At 73.3% G+C, this 16,320-nt stretch carries 13 protein-coding genes; 3 read left to right on the top strand and 10 right to left on the bottom strand.

The features are described from left to right. Window positions 1–4 precede the first annotated feature (4 nt). On the bottom strand, window positions 5–1,174 hold the full coding sequence (locus ACFYO9_RS17255; protein WP_358775829.1) for an NADH:flavin oxidoreductase: 1,170 nt from the start codon (window positions 1,172–1,174) through the stop codon (window positions 5–7). 105 nt (window positions 1,175–1,279) lie between these two features. Next, window positions 1,280–2,257 carry a tellurite resistance/C4-dicarboxylate transporter family protein gene (locus ACFYO9_RS17250; protein ID WP_358775828.1) on the bottom strand — a complete coding sequence of 326 codons (978 nt, stop codon included), beginning with the start codon at window positions 2,255–2,257 and terminating at the stop codon, window positions 1,280–1,282. A 149-nt stretch (window positions 2,258–2,406) separates the two neighbouring features. Here ACFYO9_RS17250 and ACFYO9_RS17245 point away from each other — a divergent pair, with 149 nt between their 5' ends. The 3 genes from ACFYO9_RS17245 (at window position 2,407) to ACFYO9_RS17235 (ending at window position 7,496) form a co-directional block, all read left to right on the top strand. Then, window positions 2,407–3,720, top strand: a complete 1,314-nt coding sequence (locus ACFYO9_RS17245) for an acetyl-CoA carboxylase biotin carboxylase subunit family protein (RefSeq protein ID WP_388666387.1) — start codon at window positions 2,407–2,409, stop codon at window positions 3,718–3,720. A 69-nt stretch (window positions 3,721–3,789) separates the two neighbouring features. Continuing rightward, on the top strand, window positions 3,790–5,829 hold the full coding sequence (locus tag ACFYO9_RS17240) for a CocE/NonD family hydrolase (RefSeq protein WP_358775826.1): 2,040 nt from the start codon (window positions 3,790–3,792) through the stop codon (window positions 5,827–5,829). A gap of 122 nt (window positions 5,830–5,951) precedes the next feature. Then, window positions 5,952–7,496 carry an FAD-dependent oxidoreductase gene (locus ACFYO9_RS17235; RefSeq protein ID WP_358775825.1) on the top strand — a complete coding sequence of 515 codons (1,545 nt, stop codon included), beginning with the start codon at window positions 5,952–5,954 and terminating at the stop codon, window positions 7,494–7,496. Here the strand turns inward: ACFYO9_RS17235 and ACFYO9_RS17230 are convergent. The 8 genes from ACFYO9_RS17230 to ACFYO9_RS17195 form a co-directional block, all read right to left on the bottom strand. Beyond that, window positions 7,491–8,741 (bottom strand): carboxylesterase family protein, encoded by a 1,251-nt coding sequence (locus ACFYO9_RS17230; RefSeq protein WP_358775824.1) that lies wholly within the window; start codon window positions 8,739–8,741, stop codon window positions 7,491–7,493. The genes ACFYO9_RS17235 and ACFYO9_RS17230 overlap by 6 nt on opposite strands. A 142-nt stretch (window positions 8,742–8,883) precedes the next feature. After that, the gene (locus tag ACFYO9_RS17225) at window positions 8,884–9,858 is read right to left on the bottom strand and encodes a sensor histidine kinase (RefSeq protein ID WP_358775822.1); all 975 of its coding nucleotides are present in this window, start codon (window positions 9,856–9,858) and stop codon (window positions 8,884–8,886) included. Further along, window positions 9,855–10,754 carry an MEDS domain-containing protein gene (locus tag ACFYO9_RS17220; RefSeq protein ID WP_358775820.1) on the bottom strand — a complete coding sequence of 300 codons (900 nt, stop codon included), beginning with the start codon at window positions 10,752–10,754 and terminating at the stop codon, window positions 9,855–9,857. The genes ACFYO9_RS17225 and ACFYO9_RS17220 overlap by 4 nt, the downstream gene beginning before the upstream one ends. 157 nt (window positions 10,755–10,911) lie before the next feature. Beyond that, window positions 10,912–11,286 carry a VOC family protein gene (locus ACFYO9_RS17215; RefSeq protein ID WP_358775818.1) on the bottom strand — a complete coding sequence of 125 codons (375 nt, stop codon included), beginning with the start codon at window positions 11,284–11,286 and terminating at the stop codon, window positions 10,912–10,914. A gap of 26 nt (window positions 11,287–11,312) precedes the next feature. Beyond that, the gene (locus tag ACFYO9_RS17210; RefSeq protein ID WP_358775816.1) at window positions 11,313–12,488 is read right to left on the bottom strand and encodes an XdhC/CoxI family protein; all 1,176 of its coding nucleotides are present in this window, start codon (window positions 12,486–12,488) and stop codon (window positions 11,313–11,315) included. Continuing rightward, window positions 12,481–14,619: a xanthine dehydrogenase family protein molybdopterin-binding subunit gene (locus ACFYO9_RS17205; RefSeq protein WP_358775814.1), complete on the bottom strand. Its 2,139-nt coding sequence runs from the start codon at window positions 14,617–14,619 to the stop codon at window positions 12,481–12,483. The genes ACFYO9_RS17210 and ACFYO9_RS17205 overlap by 8 nt, the downstream gene beginning before the upstream one ends. Further along, window positions 14,616–15,608 (bottom strand): xanthine dehydrogenase family protein subunit M, encoded by a 993-nt coding sequence (locus tag ACFYO9_RS17200; protein WP_358775812.1) that lies wholly within the window; start codon window positions 15,606–15,608, stop codon window positions 14,616–14,618. Before ACFYO9_RS17200 ends, ACFYO9_RS17205 begins: the two co-directional genes overlap by 4 nt. Then, window positions 15,605–16,147 (bottom strand): 2Fe-2S iron-sulfur cluster-binding protein, encoded by a 543-nt coding sequence (locus ACFYO9_RS17195; protein WP_355809446.1) that lies wholly within the window; start codon window positions 16,145–16,147, stop codon window positions 15,605–15,607. Before ACFYO9_RS17195 ends, ACFYO9_RS17200 begins: the two co-directional genes overlap by 4 nt. Window positions 16,148–16,320 lie beyond the last annotated feature (173 nt).

Here is a 16,320-nt window from a genome sequence, read left to right as displayed (position 1 = left end):
TGCCTCACACCAGGGTGCTCAACTGCGCCGCGTCATAAGGCACCGCTTCGTCGAGGCGGCCGGTCAGAGCCTTCGTGGCCCAGTCGGGGTCGGCCAGAAGGGCGCGGGCGACGGCGACCAGGTCGAACTCATCGCGCTCCAGCCGGTCGAGGAGCGGGCCGATGCCGGTGACCCCGGAACGCTGCGTGCGCCCCGGCGCGCCCGCGAACTGCCGGTCGAGGCCCACCGAGCCGACCGTGACGGACGGCTTGCCGGTGAGCTTCTTCGTCCAGCCCGCGAGGTTCAGGTCGCTGCCCTCGAACTCGGGGAGCCAGTAACGGCGGGTCGAGGCATGGAAGGCGTCGACTCCCGCTTCGGCGAGCGGGGTCACCAGGGCCTCCAGTTCCCGGGGGTGTGCGGCGATCCGGGCGTCGTAGTGGTCGGTCTTCCACTGCGAGAGGCGGAACAGGACCGGGAATCCGGGTGAGACCGCGCCCCGCACCGCGGCGACGATCTCGGCGGCGAACCGGGCGCGGGAGGCCGGGTCGCCACCGTAGGCGTCGGTACGGGTGTTGATGCCGCCCCACAGGAAGGCGTCGATCAAGTAGCCGTGGGCGCCATGCAGTTCGACGCCGTCGAAGCCGATGCGCTCAGCGGTGGCCGCCGCCTCGGCGAAAGCGCGGACGACCGCGTCGATGTCGTCGAGCGTCATGGCCCTGCCGTGCGGGCGCCCGTCGAGGTCGAGACCGGACGGCCCCTCGGCGGAGACGCCGGGGTGCGGCGCCGCGCCGGTGCGCAGCACCCCGGTGTGCCAGAGCTGCGGCATGACGCGGCCGCCCGCCGCGTGCACGCGTTCGACGACCCGCGCCCAGCCGGCCAGTGCCCGCTCACCGTAGAAGTGCGGCACCCGGTCGTAGGCGGCGGCCGCGTCCCGCCGTATGTAGGTGCCCTCCGTGATGATCAGGCCGGCGCCTCCGGCGGCGCGCCGCGCGTAATAGGCCGCGACGTCCTCGCCGGGCACTCCGTCCGGCGAGAACCGCCGGGTCACCGCGGCCATCGCGATGCGGTTGCGCAGGGTCAGGCCGCCGAGGGCGAAGGGCCGGCCCAACAGGCGTGCGGCGCGCGGCTCTTGCTCGGGCGGGGCGTCTTCGCGGTGGTCCGCAGGGGTGTGCCGCGCCGTTTCCACAGTCTCCATGGCAGGTTCCTCTGCTCGTGCGTACGAGCCTCGTGAGTACGAGAACTATGAAAGAAGCGTAGACCTTTTACCTCTGTCGGCGGTCGTCGCCCCGGGTGAGGTGGATCACGAGGATCCGCGGACTCGCCCCGCCACCGCCCGGACCGTCCCCACGAACACGCACACCCAGACCGCCACGGCGATCCACAGCAGCACCCGCCCCGGTTGCCGCAGCCAGGAGACGTCCGTCGCGGCGCTCACCGAGAGGGTGGCGACCGCCGTCATGCCCATGGGGAAGACCGTGGCCCAGCGCCGTACGTCGTAGCGAAGCCGGGGCCGGCGTACCTCCGCAGCGAGCAGGACGAGGTACCAGGCGAGGTCCAGCCCGAGCGCGATCAGCGTCACCGCGCGCAGCACGTCGTGCCGGGCCCCGGTGACCAGCGGCGCGGCGAGCAGCTTCGCTCCCGCGAGCGCCGAGATCGCCAGGGCCCCGCCCGCCACCCACTGGTCGCCCGCCCCGGTGCTGACCTGCGCCAGGTCGAACCGGGTGAAGGCGACCGCGTACAGCACCAGGCCCAGGCAGAAGAACACCGTGGCGACGGCGGAAAGCGGGCGCGCGGGCAGCACGGCGGCCAGAGTGGCGGACAGCACCGCGATGGCCTGGGTGGCGACGCAGACGAGGAAGACCGCGCCCGGCATGCGGTGCCCCCAGTGCCGCACGACGGCGGGCAGCAGGACCAGCCAGAGGACGGCGGTGAGCAGCAGCAGGGCCAGGGCGACGGGCGAGCGTCCGAGGAGTGCGAGGCGCGTGCCGAGCACCCCGGTCGCGGCGACCGCCGTGAGCGCGGCCGGGGTGTCCGCCTCCGACCGCCAGCGAGTCCGCCGGCTCAGCAGCCGGAGCGCGAAGTCGGCGGCGAGCCCCAGCCAGGCGGCGCAGGCCAGGACCAGCGCGACACGGGAGAGCGTCTCGTGTCCGAGGAGGTACAGGCCCACGGAGATGATCCCGGTGGCCATCACCGCGGAGCCCGCCGCGGGCGGCAGCGCTGTCCACCAGGCGGCGAGGCGTGCCGCGCGTGTCGTCTGCGGGCCCGGTCCCGAGGTCATGGCCCCAGCATCCGGGACCCGGGGCGGACGCGCCGACCGGGCATGGCCGATCGGCGTGCCGGGAGTCATGGATCTCCCCGCGGCCCGTCCACGTGTGCCTGTCCGGGCAGCGGGGTACGCGGCCGCTTCAACCCATTTGAAGGAGCATCGTGGCTGTACAGCGCAGGAACATTTTCGTGATCGGACTGGACGAGGCCAATGTGCCCGCCCTGGAGAGCGTCCCCCGTGCGGATGAGTACCGCTTCCACCCGCTGCTCACGGTCGAGGAGCTCCAGGGCGGCGAGGTCTCCGTGCCGGCGCTGATCGAGAAGGCGCAGTCGATCCTCGACTCCTTCGACGGCACCATCGACGCGATCGTCGGCTACTGGGACTTCCCGGTCAGCACGCTCGTGGCGATCCTGGGCGAGCGGTACGGCACGCACCACACCAGCCTGGAATCGATCGTCAAGTGCGAGCACAAGTACTGGAGCCGGCTGGAGCAGCAGAAGGTCATCGACGAGCATCCGCGCTTCGGCCGGGTCGATCTGGACACGGACGACCCGAAGCCGCCCGAGGGCGTGCGCTTCCCGATGTGGCTCAAGCCCGCCCTCTCGTACTCCTCCGAGCTGGCCTACGGCGTCAAGGACGAGGACGAGTTCCGCGAGGCCGTCGCCCGCATCAAGGAGGGCATCAGCCGGGTCGGCCGGCCCTTCGAGCACATTCTCGAGCAGATAGAGCTGCCGCCCGAGATGGAGGGCGTCGGCGGCGAGGTCTGCCTCGCGGAGGAGGCACTCTCGGGCATCCAGGTCGCCGTGGAGGGTTACGTCCACCGCGGTGAGGTCACCGTCTACGGTGTGCTCGACTCGATCAACTACCCCGACTCGTCCTGCTTCCTGCGCCACCAGTACCCCTCCGCCCTGCCGGAGCCCGTGCAGCAGCGCCTGCACGACGTGTCGAAGCGGGTGATCCGGCAGATCGGCATGGACGCGGCGACGTTCAGCATCGAGTACTTCTACGACCCGAGCACCGACGCCATCAACCTTCTGGAGATCAACCCCCGGCACTCCCAGGCGCACGCGGAGCTCTTCGCCTACGTCGACGGCGTCCCCAACCACCACTGCATGGTCAGTCTCGCCTTCGACGAGGACCCCGCGCTGCCCTACCGCGAGGGGCCGTACGCGGCGTCGGCCAAGTGGTACTACCGGTGGTTCGCCGACGGCGTCGCGCACGAGGTGCCGACGCGCGAGGAGATCGACCGCATCGAGCGCGAGATCCCGGGCGTGCGCATCGACGTCGGCGTCGAGGAGGGGCGGCGGCTCTCCGACGCCACCCACCAGGACAGCTACAGCTTCGAGCTGGCGCACATCAGCACCGGCGGCGACAGTGAGGAAGACCTGCGCCGCAAGTACGACCGGTCCGTGGCCGCGCTCGGGCTCTCCTTCGACGGCACCGAGCCCGGCGGCCGCGACGTCACCAACGACTGACACGGGCCCCCGCCCCCGCACGAACCCGCCCGCCCGGCGGGAAGGCAACCGAGAGGACGGCACCGCTCCATGCGTCACGTGGACCATCTCCCGTACGCGACGAAAGAAGAAGAACACGTCGTCATCCCCATGTCCGACGGCGTCCGGCTGTCGGCCCGCATCTGGCGCCCCACGTCCTCGGACGACACCCCGGTGCCGGCCGTCCTGGAGTACATCCCGTACCGCAAACGGGATCTGAGCTCGCAGCGCGACTCGATGCACCACCCCTACATCGCGGGGCACGGGTACGCGTGCGTCCGGGTGGACCTGCGCGGCACCGGCGAGTCCGAGGGCGTCCTCACCGACGAGTATGTCGAGCAGGAGCAGACCGACGCCGAGGAGGTGCTCGCCTGGCTGGCGGAGCAGCCCTGGTGCGACGGCGCCACCGGCATGATGGGCATCTCCTGGGGCGCGTTCGCCGCCCTCCAGGTCGCCGCCCGCCGGCCCGAGAGCCTGCGCGCGATCGTCATCTCCTCGTTCACCGACGACCGGTACGCCGACGACATGCACTACATGGGCGGCGCGATGCTGTCGGACAACCTCGCCGAGGCGGGCACGATGTTCGCCTACGCGACCTGTCCGCCCGATCCGGCGGTGGTCGGCGAGCGCTGGCGGGACATGTGGCACGAGCGGCTCGACGCCGCCAAGCCGTGGGTGCTCGAATGGCTGCGCCACCAGCGCCGCGACGACTACTGGCGGCACGCGTCGGTCTGTGAGAACTACCGGGACGTCCGCTGCCCGGTCCTCGCCTCCAGCGGCTGGGCCGACGGCTACTCCAACGCGGTGACGCGGCTGCTCGGCAACCTCGACGTGCCCCGCAAGGGCCTCATCGGCCCCTGGTCGCACAAGTATCCGCACCTGGGCGAGCCCGGCCCCGCCATCGGCTACCTCCAGGAGGTGGTGCGCTGGTGGGACCACTGGCTCAAGGGCGAGGACAACGGCGTGATGGACGGGCCGATGCTGCAGACCTGGATGCAGGAGAGCGTGCCGCCGTCGACCTCGTACGAGGAGCGCCCGGGCCGCTGGGTCGCCGAGCCGGAGTGGCCCTCCCCGCACATCACCGAGGTCAGCCACCCACTGCGGCGGCACCGCATCGTGATGGCGCAGGACGCCGAAGGGGACGCGGCGGCCGAGGGCGAGGCCATGACCGTGCAGTCACCGCTCTCCGTGGGCCAGTTCGGCGGAAAGTGGGCCTCCTACAACGCGCCCCCGGACCTGCCCTACGACCAGCGCGAGGAGGACGGCGGCTCCCTCGTCTTCGACTCCCCCGAGCTGACCGAGACGGTGGAGATCCTCGGGTCCCCCGCCGTGGAGCTCGACCTGTCGGTCAGCGAGCCGGTGGCCACGGTCGCCGCGCGCCTCTCCGACGTCGCCCCCGACGGCAGCGCCACCCGGGTCACCTACGGCGTGCTCAACCTGACCCGCAGGGACGGCACGGGCGAGCCCGAACCCCTGGAGCCGGGCCGCCGCTACCGGGCGACCCTCCAGCTGAACGGCGTCGCCCAGTCCTTCCCGCCCGGCCACCGCATCCGCCTCTCGCTGTCCACCTCGTACTGGCCGCTGGCCTGGCCCCCGCCCCGGCCCACACTGCTCAGCCTGTACGAGGGGTCCAGCGCGCTGCGCCTCCCCGTGCGCCCGACGGCGGAACCGGACGACGCGCCGCGGCGCCCCTTCGGCGAACCCGAGGGCACCCGTCCGCTGGCCACCACCCAGATCACCCCGCCGGACCAGCGCTGGGAGGTCAAGCGGGACCTGATCGGCTACGACTGGGCGCTGGAGATCGTCAAGGACCGCGGCACCGTGCGCTACGACGAGATCGGGCTCGGCGTCGGCTGCCGGGCCTACGAGCGGTACACGGCGACCGGTGACGACTTCACCTCGGTGGGCGGTGAGACGGACTGGACGATGCGGTTCCAGCGGGGCGACTGGGACGTGCACGTACGGACCAGGACGGTGATGACGTGCGACGAGGACAACTTCTTCGTCAACGCGACGCTGGACGGTTACGAGGGCGAGCGCCGGGTCTTCTCGCGCACCTGGAACGAGACGCTCCCGCGCGACTGGCTCTGACCCGCCCCCCCCGGCGGCGGGCGGCGCGGCGGCCGGGTTTGTCCCACGGGTCACGGGAGACTCGCACCCACCGGAGGCCGAGAGACCTTGGAGGTCGCCATGTCCACCGTCAGGGGCCGCGCATGACCAGCAACGCGTCCGATCCGCTGCCGGGCCGCCCGGAGTCGTACTGGATGGAGACCGCCCCCGCGCCGTCCCGCCCGCCCCTGTCCGACGACATCGAGGTGGACGTCGTCGTGGTGGGCGGCGGCGTCGCCGGTCTGAGCACGGCGTGGGAGCTGGCCCGCGAGGGCCGCTCGGTCGCCGTCCTGGAGGCCGACCGCATCGCCGCCGGCGTCACCGGCCACACCACCGCCAAACTGACGGCCCTGCACTCCCTCATGTACGAGCGGCTGCGCCGCACGCGCGGACCCAAGGCCGCCCGCCTCTACGCGCAGTCGCAGCAGCAGGCGGTGGAACACGTGGCGTCGGTCGCCGCCGAGCTCGGCATCGACTGCGACCTGGAGCGCGCGCCCGCCTACACCTACACCACCCGGGCCGAGGACACGGACGAGCTGCGGGCCGAGGCCGCCGCGGCCCGGGAGGCGGGACTCCCCGCGGTGTACACCGAGCAGACCGGTCTGCCGTTCCCGGTGGCGGGCGCGGTGCGGGTGGACGACCAGGCGCAGTTCCACCCCCGCAGCTATCTGCTGGCGCTCGCCGAGGACCTGCGGGCGCGCGGCGGCGTCATCCACGAACGCTCCCGGGTGACCGGCCTGCACGAGGGCTCGCCCTGCACGGTGACCACCGAGGCCGGGCACACGGTCACCGCGCGGGCCGTCGTCGTCGCCACCCACTACCCGGTCTTCGACCGCGCCCTGCTGTTCGCCCGGCTCTCCCCCCGGCGTGAACTCGTCGTGGCCGCCCCGCTGACCGGCCGGGACCCGGGCGGCATGTACATCACGCAGGAGGAGGGCAAGCGTTCGGTGCGGACCGCGCCGTACGGCGACGGCGGACGCCTCCTCATCGTCACCGGTGACAGCTTCACGCCGGGCACGGGGGACGCCGCCGCGGGCTTCGCCTCCCTCGACGCGTGGATGAGGGAGCGCTTCGACGTCGGCGAGACGGCCTACCGGCGGGCGGCGCAGGACAACGACGTCAGCGACGGCGTGCCGATGGTGGGCTCCTTCCACCCCGGCGCCCGGCACACCTATGTGGCGACCGGGTTCGGCGGGTGGGGCATGAGCGGCGGCGTCATGGCCGGGCAGCTGCTCACCAAGATGATCGGCGGGCAGAAGTCGCCGTGGGACGACCTGTACGACCCGCGCAGGCTCTGGAGCACCCTGCGGGAGGCGCCCGCCCTGCTGAGCCAACAGGCCGAGGTCGCAAAGCACTTCGTCGGTGACCGGCTCCGCACGACCCATGTCGACTCGGTGGACGACATCCCCGCGGGGGCCGGGGCGGTGGTCCGCGTCGAGGGGCGCCGCTGCGCGGTCCACCGCGACGCGGACGGCGGCCTGCACGCGGTCTCCGCCCGCTGTACCCACCTCGGGTGTCTGGTCGCCTTCAACGAGGCGGAGACGGCGTGGGAGTGCCCCTGCCACGGTTCGCGCTTCGCCACCGACGGGGCGGTGCTCCAAGGTCCCGCGACCCGTCCGCTGGAGCGCCGGGAGCTGCCCGGCTCATGAGCGTCCGGGCCCCGGCCCCTCGGCCAGGGGTGCGGGCAGGTCGACCATGGGCGCGGGCAGGGCGCCGGGCTTGCCGGTGCGGGCGAAGGTGACCCACGCGGCGCGCAGTTCCCCGCCGATCCGGTCGGTCTCCTCCCACGGGGTGTCCCCCAGCATCGGCGAGACCTGCCAGGCGTCCCGGGTGCCGAAGAGCAGCGGCAGGTCGAGGCAGTGGGTGGCGCCGTAGGGGGACCCGGCGGGACGCCAGTCGAGCCGGTACGAGGACACCTGGGCCCCGGCGCGGGCGAGTTGGGCCCCGTAGTGGGTGAGGGGCTTCTCGTAGACCTCGCGGGTGCGCTCCGCGAGGTCGGCGCCCGTCGCGTCGAACGCGCTCATGTCGTCGGCGTTCCAGCCGTACAGGACGTCGACGCCGCGCACGTTTCCCTCGAACGCCTCCTCGGGGGCAGGCAGCGGGGCGATGCCCTCGACCGGAAGGAAGGCGGGGTCCATCGCGCCGCCCACTCTGCGGCGATGTGCCTGCGCCGTCTCGATCTGGGCCGCGAGGATCGCGGGAACGCCGGCGGTGCGCGGGTCCCCGCCGAGTGCGTCGGCGAAGGTGCGGCCGATGTCGAGGGACGTCTCGTGGGGGCGTGCGGTGATGCCGATCGGGGCGCTCTGCAGGATCGCGCGGTGGAACAGGCCGCGGGTCTCGGGAAGTTGCATCAGGAGGCGGATGGAGATCCCGCCGGCCGACTGTCCGGCCACCGTGACATCGGCCGGGTCACCGCCGTAGTCGGCGATGTGCGTCTGGACCCAGCGCAACGCCTCCACCTGGTCGTACAGGCCGAGATTGCCCTCGCTCACCCCGTCGAGACAGAGGTAACCGAGCGCCCCCAGGCGGTAGTTGACGCCCACGACGACCACGTCGCCCTCGGCGGCCAGGACCCCTCCGTCGTACCAGTCCATGCAGCCCGCGCCGCTGCTGAACGCGCCACCGTGCAGCCACAAGAGCACCGGTCTGGCTCCCCCGTCCCCGGCCGGTGCGGTGACCGTCAGGTTGAGGCAGTCCTCGCCCTGCGGGTGGACGTCGCGGGGCCGCCCCATCACCGCGTCGAGCCGCGAGGGGGGCTGCGGCGGAATCTCGCCGGTGGCGGGGCGGGTGTCGCGCGCGGACACGGGGCGCGGGCGGGCGAAGCGCTCCGCGGTGGCGTAGCGGATCGGACCCGAGCGGACCACGTCCGCGGGGTTCTTCGTCGAGTCGGTCATGCTGGCCCACCTTCCGTGCGCGTACGGCTGACCCGGCGAAGTCTCCGTCACGGGGCCGGAATCGCGCCACCGGCGTGCGGGTGCCGAATGCCGGTCTCGGGTGCCGGATGCGGTGTGTCGGGTGTCGGGTGCCGGGTGCCGTTCAGCGACGGAAATGCATCCGCACCACCGCGCCCTCCGCGCCGAGACGCTCGGTGACCAGGTCGCTCAACTGCCGTACGAGCCAAAGCCCGTGACCCGTCGCCGCCCTGCCGTCCGGCGGGACGTGCCCGAGGTAGCCCGCCGTGCCCGCGGCGTGGACGGCGGGTCGTCCGGCCCCGGCGTCGGCGACCTCGCAGACGACCCAGTCCGCGTCGCACCAGAGCCGCAGCGTGCCCCGGCCGCCGCCGAAGCGGACGGCGTTCACCACGGTCTCGTGGACGGCGGCGACCATGTCACGTGCGCGGCCCTCGGCGACCTGACACCGTCGGGCGTACTCGGCGACGGCTATCCGGATCGCCACCGACTCGCCCCGCACGAAGGCGACTTCCCGGGCAGGTCCGGCCGGATCGGCCGGGCCGGGCGAGGTCCGTGCGAGGGCGTCGCACTCGGCGTAGAAGTCGGCCGGGTCGGTGTAGCGGCCGTCGGCGGCCGGCCGGCCGGTGGCCGTGGTGACCTCGGGATGGGTGCGCGCGACACCGTCGAGGACGTCGCCGGGGAGGGCGCGGGCGTCGTAGGGGCAGACGATCCAGTGCGGCGAGGCGGCGAACGCCACATTGACCAGGGACTCGTAGCGCATCCACTCCCGGGTTTCGAAGGCCGTGCGGCCGGCCCAGACCGGTTCGCCGATGACGCGGACGCGCCGCGCGCCCCCTTCGTCGCGCTCGGCGCAGTAGTCGTTGTACCGGCCCAGCGTGCGGGAGGGAAAGTGGTACCAGTCCTGGGCGTCGACGAAGTCGACGTCCCGTGCGGCACCGCCGAGTGCGTCCCGCAGCAGCGTGATGTTGTGCCGGGCGACGACGGCCAGCACGGCCTCGTCCGCCGCGATCCCGTCCCGGACGAAGCCGACCGTACCGGACAGGAACGCGTCGTCCGAGGCGTAGCAGAGCGCTTGGTGGACGAAACCGCCGCGCGTCATGACTCCGCAGCCCCCTTTCCGAGGTCGAGGCCGGGGGCGCGGTCCCAGCCGGTGACGCGCAGCACCCGGCGTACGTGCGGGGCGACACCGTCCAGGACCAGGCCGCCGCCCAACGCGTACAGGCCAAGGCCCGTGTGGAGGAGCAGGCGCAGCGCGCAGATGTCGATGAAGGTGAGGCCGCGCAGGTCGAGCCGGGTACGGGGCGGACCGTCCGCCCGTTCGGCGGCACGGTCGGCCTCGGCGCGCAGGGCGCGGGCCAGCGCGGTGACGTTGCTGTCGTCGATCTCGCCGCACAGGGCGAGACCGGGCGGCGCGAACGTCCGGGTGATCCGCAGCAGTTCGTCCTGCCAGACCTCGTCGGCGACGGCGTGGCCGTGGTGCAGGGCCTCGGCCGCGTTCAGTTCGCGGGGGCCGAAGAGGCGTCGGTCGTACAGGCACAGGCCGAGCACGGGCAGGGTCGAGAAGGCGGGTCCGAGCAGCCGCTCGGTCGCGCAGAAACCGCCGGCCGGGCCGTCGTCGCGGTCCGGTGCCATGTCCAGGGCCACCCGCAGCCCCAGGAAGCCGTCGGCCACCGCGGCTTCGGTCTCGCGGCGCACCAGGCCACCCGGGTCTCGCGCGGCTCCCGCGGCGCCCGGCCGGGAGCCGGTCCGCAGTCTGCCGGCGGTCAGCGCGCCCGCCACGTCGCATCCCGCGCGCCGCAGAAAGTCCAGCGGGGCGACCGGTGACGTCTCGTCCGAGGTCAGGAGCAGCACTCGCTGGCCGGCGGCCAGGCCGTCCGTGAGGAACGCGGCGAGCACCGCCTCGCGTTCCTCGTCCGTGCGGTGGCCGAGGAGGAGATGGTCCCCCGGCCTCATCTGCCCCACGGCCCGCAGGGCAGGAGCCGCGTCCATCCTCATGCACCCCCTCCGTGCACCGCCCGCCGCACCGCTACCCGATGTGGCGGGACGGTTACACGGTACGCATCCGAGCATCCCACCGGAACGGCTTCGGTGAAGCGTCGCGTTGGGGCGGCACGCGTCGGACGGTTCCGCCGCCCACCCGAGGCTCGGCTCCTCAGCGGAGGTAGTCGGTGTGTCCCTGGTCGTCGAGGCCGAGCGGGCCCTCGGGGATGACGCAGAACTCATTGCCCTCGGGGTCGGCCATCACCAGGAACCCGCCGTCCTCGTACCCTTCGAGTCTGCGTCCTCCGAGCGCCTCGATCCGCTGCTGTTCGGCGGCCGGGTCGGAGGTCTCCAGGTCGAGGTGGAGGCGGTTCTTGCCCGGTGCGGGTCCGTCGTTCCGCTGGAACCCGACGAGCAGGCCGTTCTCGCGCCGCAGCCATACGTACGGTCCTGCGCGGCCGGTGACCGGCCTGTCGAGCAGTGCGGACCAGAAAGCGGCGAGGCGTTCGGGGTCGGCGGCGTCGACGATGAGGGCGTTGATCTTCATGGGGGATTCTCTCCGGAGGTGTCCGGTCAGACGACCACCCGGGCCCGGGACGGCGAGCCGCCGGGTGTGTCGCGGTGGATGGGGTGCCGGGAGCCGGTCAGCGGCCGGCCCGTGCCGCCCTGCCGGGTCGCGACGATCTCCGCCGCGATGGACAGGGCGGTCTCCTCGGGCGTGCGGGCCCCGAGGTCGAGGCCGATCGGCGAGCGCAGGCGGGCCAGTTCGGCCTCGGTGACGCCCTCCTCACGCAGCCGGCGGTTGCGGTCCTCGTGGGTGCGGCGTGAGCCCATCGCGCCGACGAACGCGACGGGCATCCGCAGCGCCGCCGCGAGGAGCGGCACGTCGAACTTGGCGTCGTGGGTGAGGACGCACAGGACGGTGCGGCCGTCGGTCTCGGTGTCCCGGAGGTAGCGGTGCGGCCAGTCGACGACGATGTCGTCCGCCTCGGGGAAGCGGGCGCGGGTGGCGAAGACGGGACGGGCGTCGCAGAGCGTCACGTGGTAGCCGAGGAACTTGCCCGCGCGGACCAGCGCCGAGGCGAAGTCGACGGCGCCGAAGACGATCATGCGCGGGGGCGGTTGGCTCGACTCGACGAGGACGGTCACCGCGGTCCCGCAGTGCGCGCCGCTCTCGGAGACGACGAACTCCCCGGTGCGGCCGGCCGCCAGCAGGGCGCGGCTCTCGCCCCTGGCGGTGCGGTCCAGTTCGGGGTGGCCGCCAAGGGTTCCCTCGTGCGTCGCGCCCCGCCCTCCCTGGTCGGGCTCGGCGGATGTCACCAGGAGGGGCCTGCCGAGCAGTTCGGCCGGGCCCCGGTACACGCGGGCCAGCGCCACCGCCCCGCCGCGCGCCGCGGCGGACAGGGCGGCGGCGAAGACCGCCCTGTCCGGCGCGTCGGCGGCCACCGGGGTGACCAGCACCTCGATGACCCCGCCGCAGGTCAGCCCGACGGCGAAGGCGTCCTCGTCGCTGTAGCCGAACCGTTCGACGACGGCCCGGCCGTCCTGGAGGGCCTCGACGCACAGGTCGTAGACCGCGCCCTCCACGCAGCCGCCGGAGACCGAGCCGATGACGGTGCCCTCGCCGTCGACGGCCAGGGCGGCGCCGGGACCGCGCGGCGCGCTGCCGCCGACGCTGACGACGGTGGCGACGGCGAAGTCCCGGCCCTCCCTGATCCACCGGTCGAGGTCGTCGGCGATGTCAAGCACGGGTGGTGTCCCCGGAGAGCGTCCCCGCACGCAGGACGCGGTCGGGGCGGATGGGCAGCGAGCGGTGCCGCACACCCGTCGCGTGCCAGACGGCGTTGGCGACCGCGGCGGCGGCCCCCACGATGCCGATCTCGCCGATGCCCTTGATGCCGACCGGGTCGTCCGCGTCCGGGTCGGCCACCCAGTCCGCCTCGATCTGCTGCACGTCGGCGTTGGAGGCGATGTGGTAGCCCGCGAGGTCGGGGCCGACGAGGCCGCCCGATGCCGCGTCCCTGACCGCCTCCTCGTGCAGCGCCATCGACAGGCCCCAGATCATGCCGCCGACCAACTGGCTGCGTGCGGTCAGCGGGTTGACGATGCGGCCCGCGGCGAAGATGCCGAGCATCCGGCACACCCGCACCTCGCCCGTGGCGACGTCCACGGCGACCTCGGCGAACTGCGCGCCGAAGGAGTGCCGTTCCTTCTCGCTGAGCGCGCCGATGGCGGCGCCGGTGTCCGATCCCGCGGTGATGCCCTCCGGCGGGATGTCGCCGCCGGGGACCAGCTTCTCCCGCAGCTCACGGGCGGCGAGCGTGACCGCCCAGCCCCAGGAGCGGGTGCCCATCGAACCACCGGCGATCATCGCCGGGCCGAAGTCGCTGTCGGCGATCCGGACATGGACCCGGTCCGGGGTCACGTCGAGGGCGTCGGCGGCGATCAGGGTGAGCGCGGTCCGCGCGCCGGTGCCGACGTCCGCGGCGGTGATGCGCACGGTGAAGGTGCCGTCGGCCTCCGCCGTGATCGCCGCGGTGCTCGGCGCGACGAGCACCGGGAAGGTGGACGCGGCCGTGCCGGTGCCGATCAGCCAGCGCCCCTCGCGGCGCACGCCGGGACGTGGGTCGCGGTCGGCCCAGCCGAACCTGCGGGCCCCCTCCTCGTAGCACGCCAGCAGGTTGCGGCTGCTGAAGGGCAGGCCGGAGAGGGGGCCGACGTCGGGTTCGTTGCGGACCCGCAGCGCGATCGGGTCCATGCCGCACGTCTCGGCGAGCTCGTCGAGCGCGGACTCCACGGCGAAGGAGCCGGGCGCCTCGCCCGGGGCGCGCACATAGGTGGGCGTCGGCACGTCGAGGCGGACGAGGCGGTTGACGGTGTGATGCGCGTCGGCCGCGTACATCGAGCGGCCGTACCCGGCGCTCTCCTCGACGAACTCGTGGACGGTCGACGACAGGCTCTGCGCCTGGTGGTCGAAGGCGAGGAGCCTGCCGTCCGGGTCGGCGCCGAGCCGGACGCGCTGGGTGGTGGGGCTGCGGTAGCCGACGAGCGAGAACAGCTGACGGCGGGTCAGCACCACGCGTACGGGACGGTGCAGAACGGTCGTCGCCATCACCGCGAGGATCTGGTGGACCCGCAGCCCCTTGGAGCCGAAGGCGCCGCCGACGTGCTCGGACGTCACCCGCACCGAGGCCTGGTCGAGCGAGAACAGCTTCGCGAGCTCGTCCGCGACCCAGGTGCTGCCCTGGTTGGAGTCGACGACCTCGAGGCGGCCGCCGTCCCAGCGCGCGGTCGCCGCGTGCGGCTCCATCGCGCAGTGGTGCTCCTCGGGGGTGGTGTACTCGGCGTCCACCAGGTGTGTGGCGGCGGCGAGTTGGGCGTCCAGGTCGCCCTTGCCCTTGCGCATGCCGTCGCCGTCCGGCGTGTACGTGCCCGGGCGTCCCGCGGCGAAGGCGACGTCGTGCGGCTCCTGGTCGTAGTGGACGACGAGCGCCTCGGCCGCCTCCCTGGCCTCCTCGGACGTCTCGGCGACGACGAGCGCCACCGGCCAGCCCACGAACGGCACCCGGTCGTGCTGGAACATCTCGACGATCGGGTCGGGGCGCCCCAGCATGCCGACGTAGTCGCCGTCGACGCGCGGCGCGTTGCCGTGGTGCAGGACGGTCAGGACGCCGGGCATCGCGAGGACGGGTTCGGTCTCGACCGAGCGGACCGTGCCGCGGGCGATCGTGGAGAGCACCAGCCAGCCGTGGGCGAGGTCCGCGAAGGGGATCTCCCCGGCGTAGCGGGCGGCGCCGGTGACCTTGGCCAGGCCCTCGATGCGGGTGTGCGCGGTGCCGACGGCGCTCGTCGCCGCACCGGTCACTGCGGTCGTGGTCATCGGGCGCCCTCCTCGGTGAGTTCGGTCAGCACGGCCACGACAAGGTTGCGGATGAGCGTCACCTTGTAGCCGTTGTCGGGCAGCGCGCGGGCCGCCGCCAGTTCCGCGTCGGCCGCTGCGGCGAACGCCTCGGCGTCGGCCGGGCCGCCGATCAGCGCCCGCTCGGCCGCCCTGGCCCGCCACGGCCGGGAGGCGACCGCGCCGATGCCGACGCGCACGTCCCGTACGACGCCGTCGTGCACATCGAGGGCCGCGGCGATCGAGCCGATGGCGAAGGCGTACGAGGCGCGTTCGCGCACCTTGCGGTAGCGGGAGACGGCGGCGACCGGGGCGGGCGGCAGGGTGATGCCGGTGATCAGGGCGCCGGCCGGCAGCGCGGTCTCCAGGTGCGGGGTGTCGCCGACGGGCAGGTAGAACGCGTCGATCGGCAACTCGCCGGACCCTTGCGCCGATTCGTAGTGCACGACTGCGTCGAAGGCGGCGAGGGCCACACCCATGTCGGAGGGGTGGACGGCCACGCAGTGCTCGGTGGCGCCGAGGATCGCGTGGTTGTGGTGCTCGCCCTCGACCGCGGAGCAACCGGTGCCCGGTTCCCGCTTGTTGCAGGGCTTGCTGAGATCGGTGAAGTAGCCGCAGCGGGTGCGCTGCAGGAGGTTGCCGCCGACCGTCGCCATGTTGCGCAGCTGCCCGGAGGCGCCCGCGAGGACGGCCTGCGCGAGGGCGGGGTAGCGCCGCCGCACCTCGGGGTGGGCGGCGAGGTCACTGTTGGTGACGGTCGCGCCGATGCGCAGCCCGCCGTCGTCGGTGATCTCGATCCGGTCCAGGGGCAGTTCGCGTACGTCGACGAGGAGTCCGGGCCGCTCGACGCCGGTCTTCATCAGGTCGACGAGGTTGGTGCCGCCGCCGAGGTAGCGGGCGTCGGGGTCGGCGCCGAGCACGGCGACGGCGCCCGACACGTCGTGGGCCCGCTGGTAGGCGAAGTCCCTCATACCGTCTCCTCCTCGGCGCGCGCGGCCTTGGCGACGGCCTGCGTGATCGACATGTACGCGCCGCAGCGGCACAGGTTGCCGCTCATCCGCTCGCGGATCTCCTCGGCGGTCAGTTCGGGCACGCCCGCCTCGGGCCGTACGTCGGTGGTGGCGGCGCTCGGCCAGCCGTCGGCGTGCTCCTGGAGCGCGCCGAGGGCGGAACAGATCTGTCCCGGGGTGCAGTAGCCGCACTGGAAGCCGTCGAGGTCGAGGAAGGCCTGCTGCACGGGGTGCAGCCGGTCGCCGTCCGCGACGCCCTCGATGGTGGTGATCTCACGCCCCTCGGCGGCGACGGCGAGCTGCAGACAGGAGACGGCGCGGCGGCCGTCGATCAGCACGGTGCAGGCCCCGCACTGGCCCTGGTCGCAGCCCTTCTTCGTGCCGGTCAGATCGAGCCGCTCGCGCAGCGCGTCGAGCAGCGTGGTGCGGTGGTCGACGGACAGTGAGTGCTTCTCGCCGTTGATGTTCAGGGTGACGGCACTGGACGTCGATGGAGCCATGAGCAGCCTTCTTTCGCGAATCGCGTCGAACGAGGCGGTTCGGCGGGAAGTTCGGGAGGATGTGGCGCTGTGCAGGGGGACGGTCCCCCGCACGGTGGCGGCGGGGTCCCCGGCGGCGATGTCTGCCGCTATGGTGAGTCTAAGCGGACACTCGTCCGTTAGTGCTTGAACCT

The organism is Streptomyces sp. NPDC005863, from assembly GCF_042871345.1.
Taxonomy (GTDB): Bacteria; Actinomycetota; Actinomycetes; order Streptomycetales; family Streptomycetaceae; genus Streptomyces.
Note: the sequence above shows the minus strand (reverse complement) of the source record. Positions and strands in the feature narration are given on the sequence as shown.

Coding starts and splice junctions, on each gene's coding strand:
- ACFYO9_RS17200 (WP_358775812.1), bottom strand. CDS start 15,608: ATGAGGGACTTCGCCTACCAGCGGGCCCACGACGTGTCGGGCGCCGTC.
- ACFYO9_RS17230 (WP_358775824.1), bottom strand. CDS start 8,741: ATGACCGACTCGACGAAGAACCCCGCGGACGTGGTCCGCTCGGGTCCG.
- ACFYO9_RS17250 (WP_358775828.1), bottom strand. CDS start 2,257: ATGACCTCGGGACCGGGCCCGCAGACGACACGCGCGGCACGCCTCGCC.
- ACFYO9_RS17215 (WP_358775818.1), bottom strand. CDS start 11,286: ATGAAGATCAACGCCCTCATCGTCGACGCCGCCGACCCCGAACGCCTC.
- ACFYO9_RS17220 (WP_358775820.1), bottom strand. CDS start 10,754: ATGAGGATGGACGCGGCTCCTGCCCTGCGGGCCGTGGGGCAGATGAGG.
- ACFYO9_RS17235 (WP_358775825.1), top strand. CDS start 5,952: ATGACCAGCAACGCGTCCGATCCGCTGCCGGGCCGCCCGGAGTCGTAC.
- ACFYO9_RS17255 (WP_358775829.1), bottom strand. CDS start 1,174: ATGGAGACTGTGGAAACGGCGCGGCACACCCCTGCGGACCACCGCGAA.
- ACFYO9_RS17195 (WP_355809446.1), bottom strand. CDS start 16,147: ATGGCTCCATCGACGTCCAGTGCCGTCACCCTGAACATCAACGGCGAG.
- ACFYO9_RS17240 (WP_358775826.1), top strand. CDS start 3,790: ATGCGTCACGTGGACCATCTCCCGTACGCGACGAAAGAAGAAGAACAC.
- ACFYO9_RS17205 (WP_358775814.1), bottom strand. CDS start 14,619: ATGACCACGACCGCAGTGACCGGTGCGGCGACGAGCGCCGTCGGCACC.
- ACFYO9_RS17225 (WP_358775822.1), bottom strand. CDS start 9,858: ATGACGCGCGGCGGTTTCGTCCACCAAGCGCTCTGCTACGCCTCGGAC.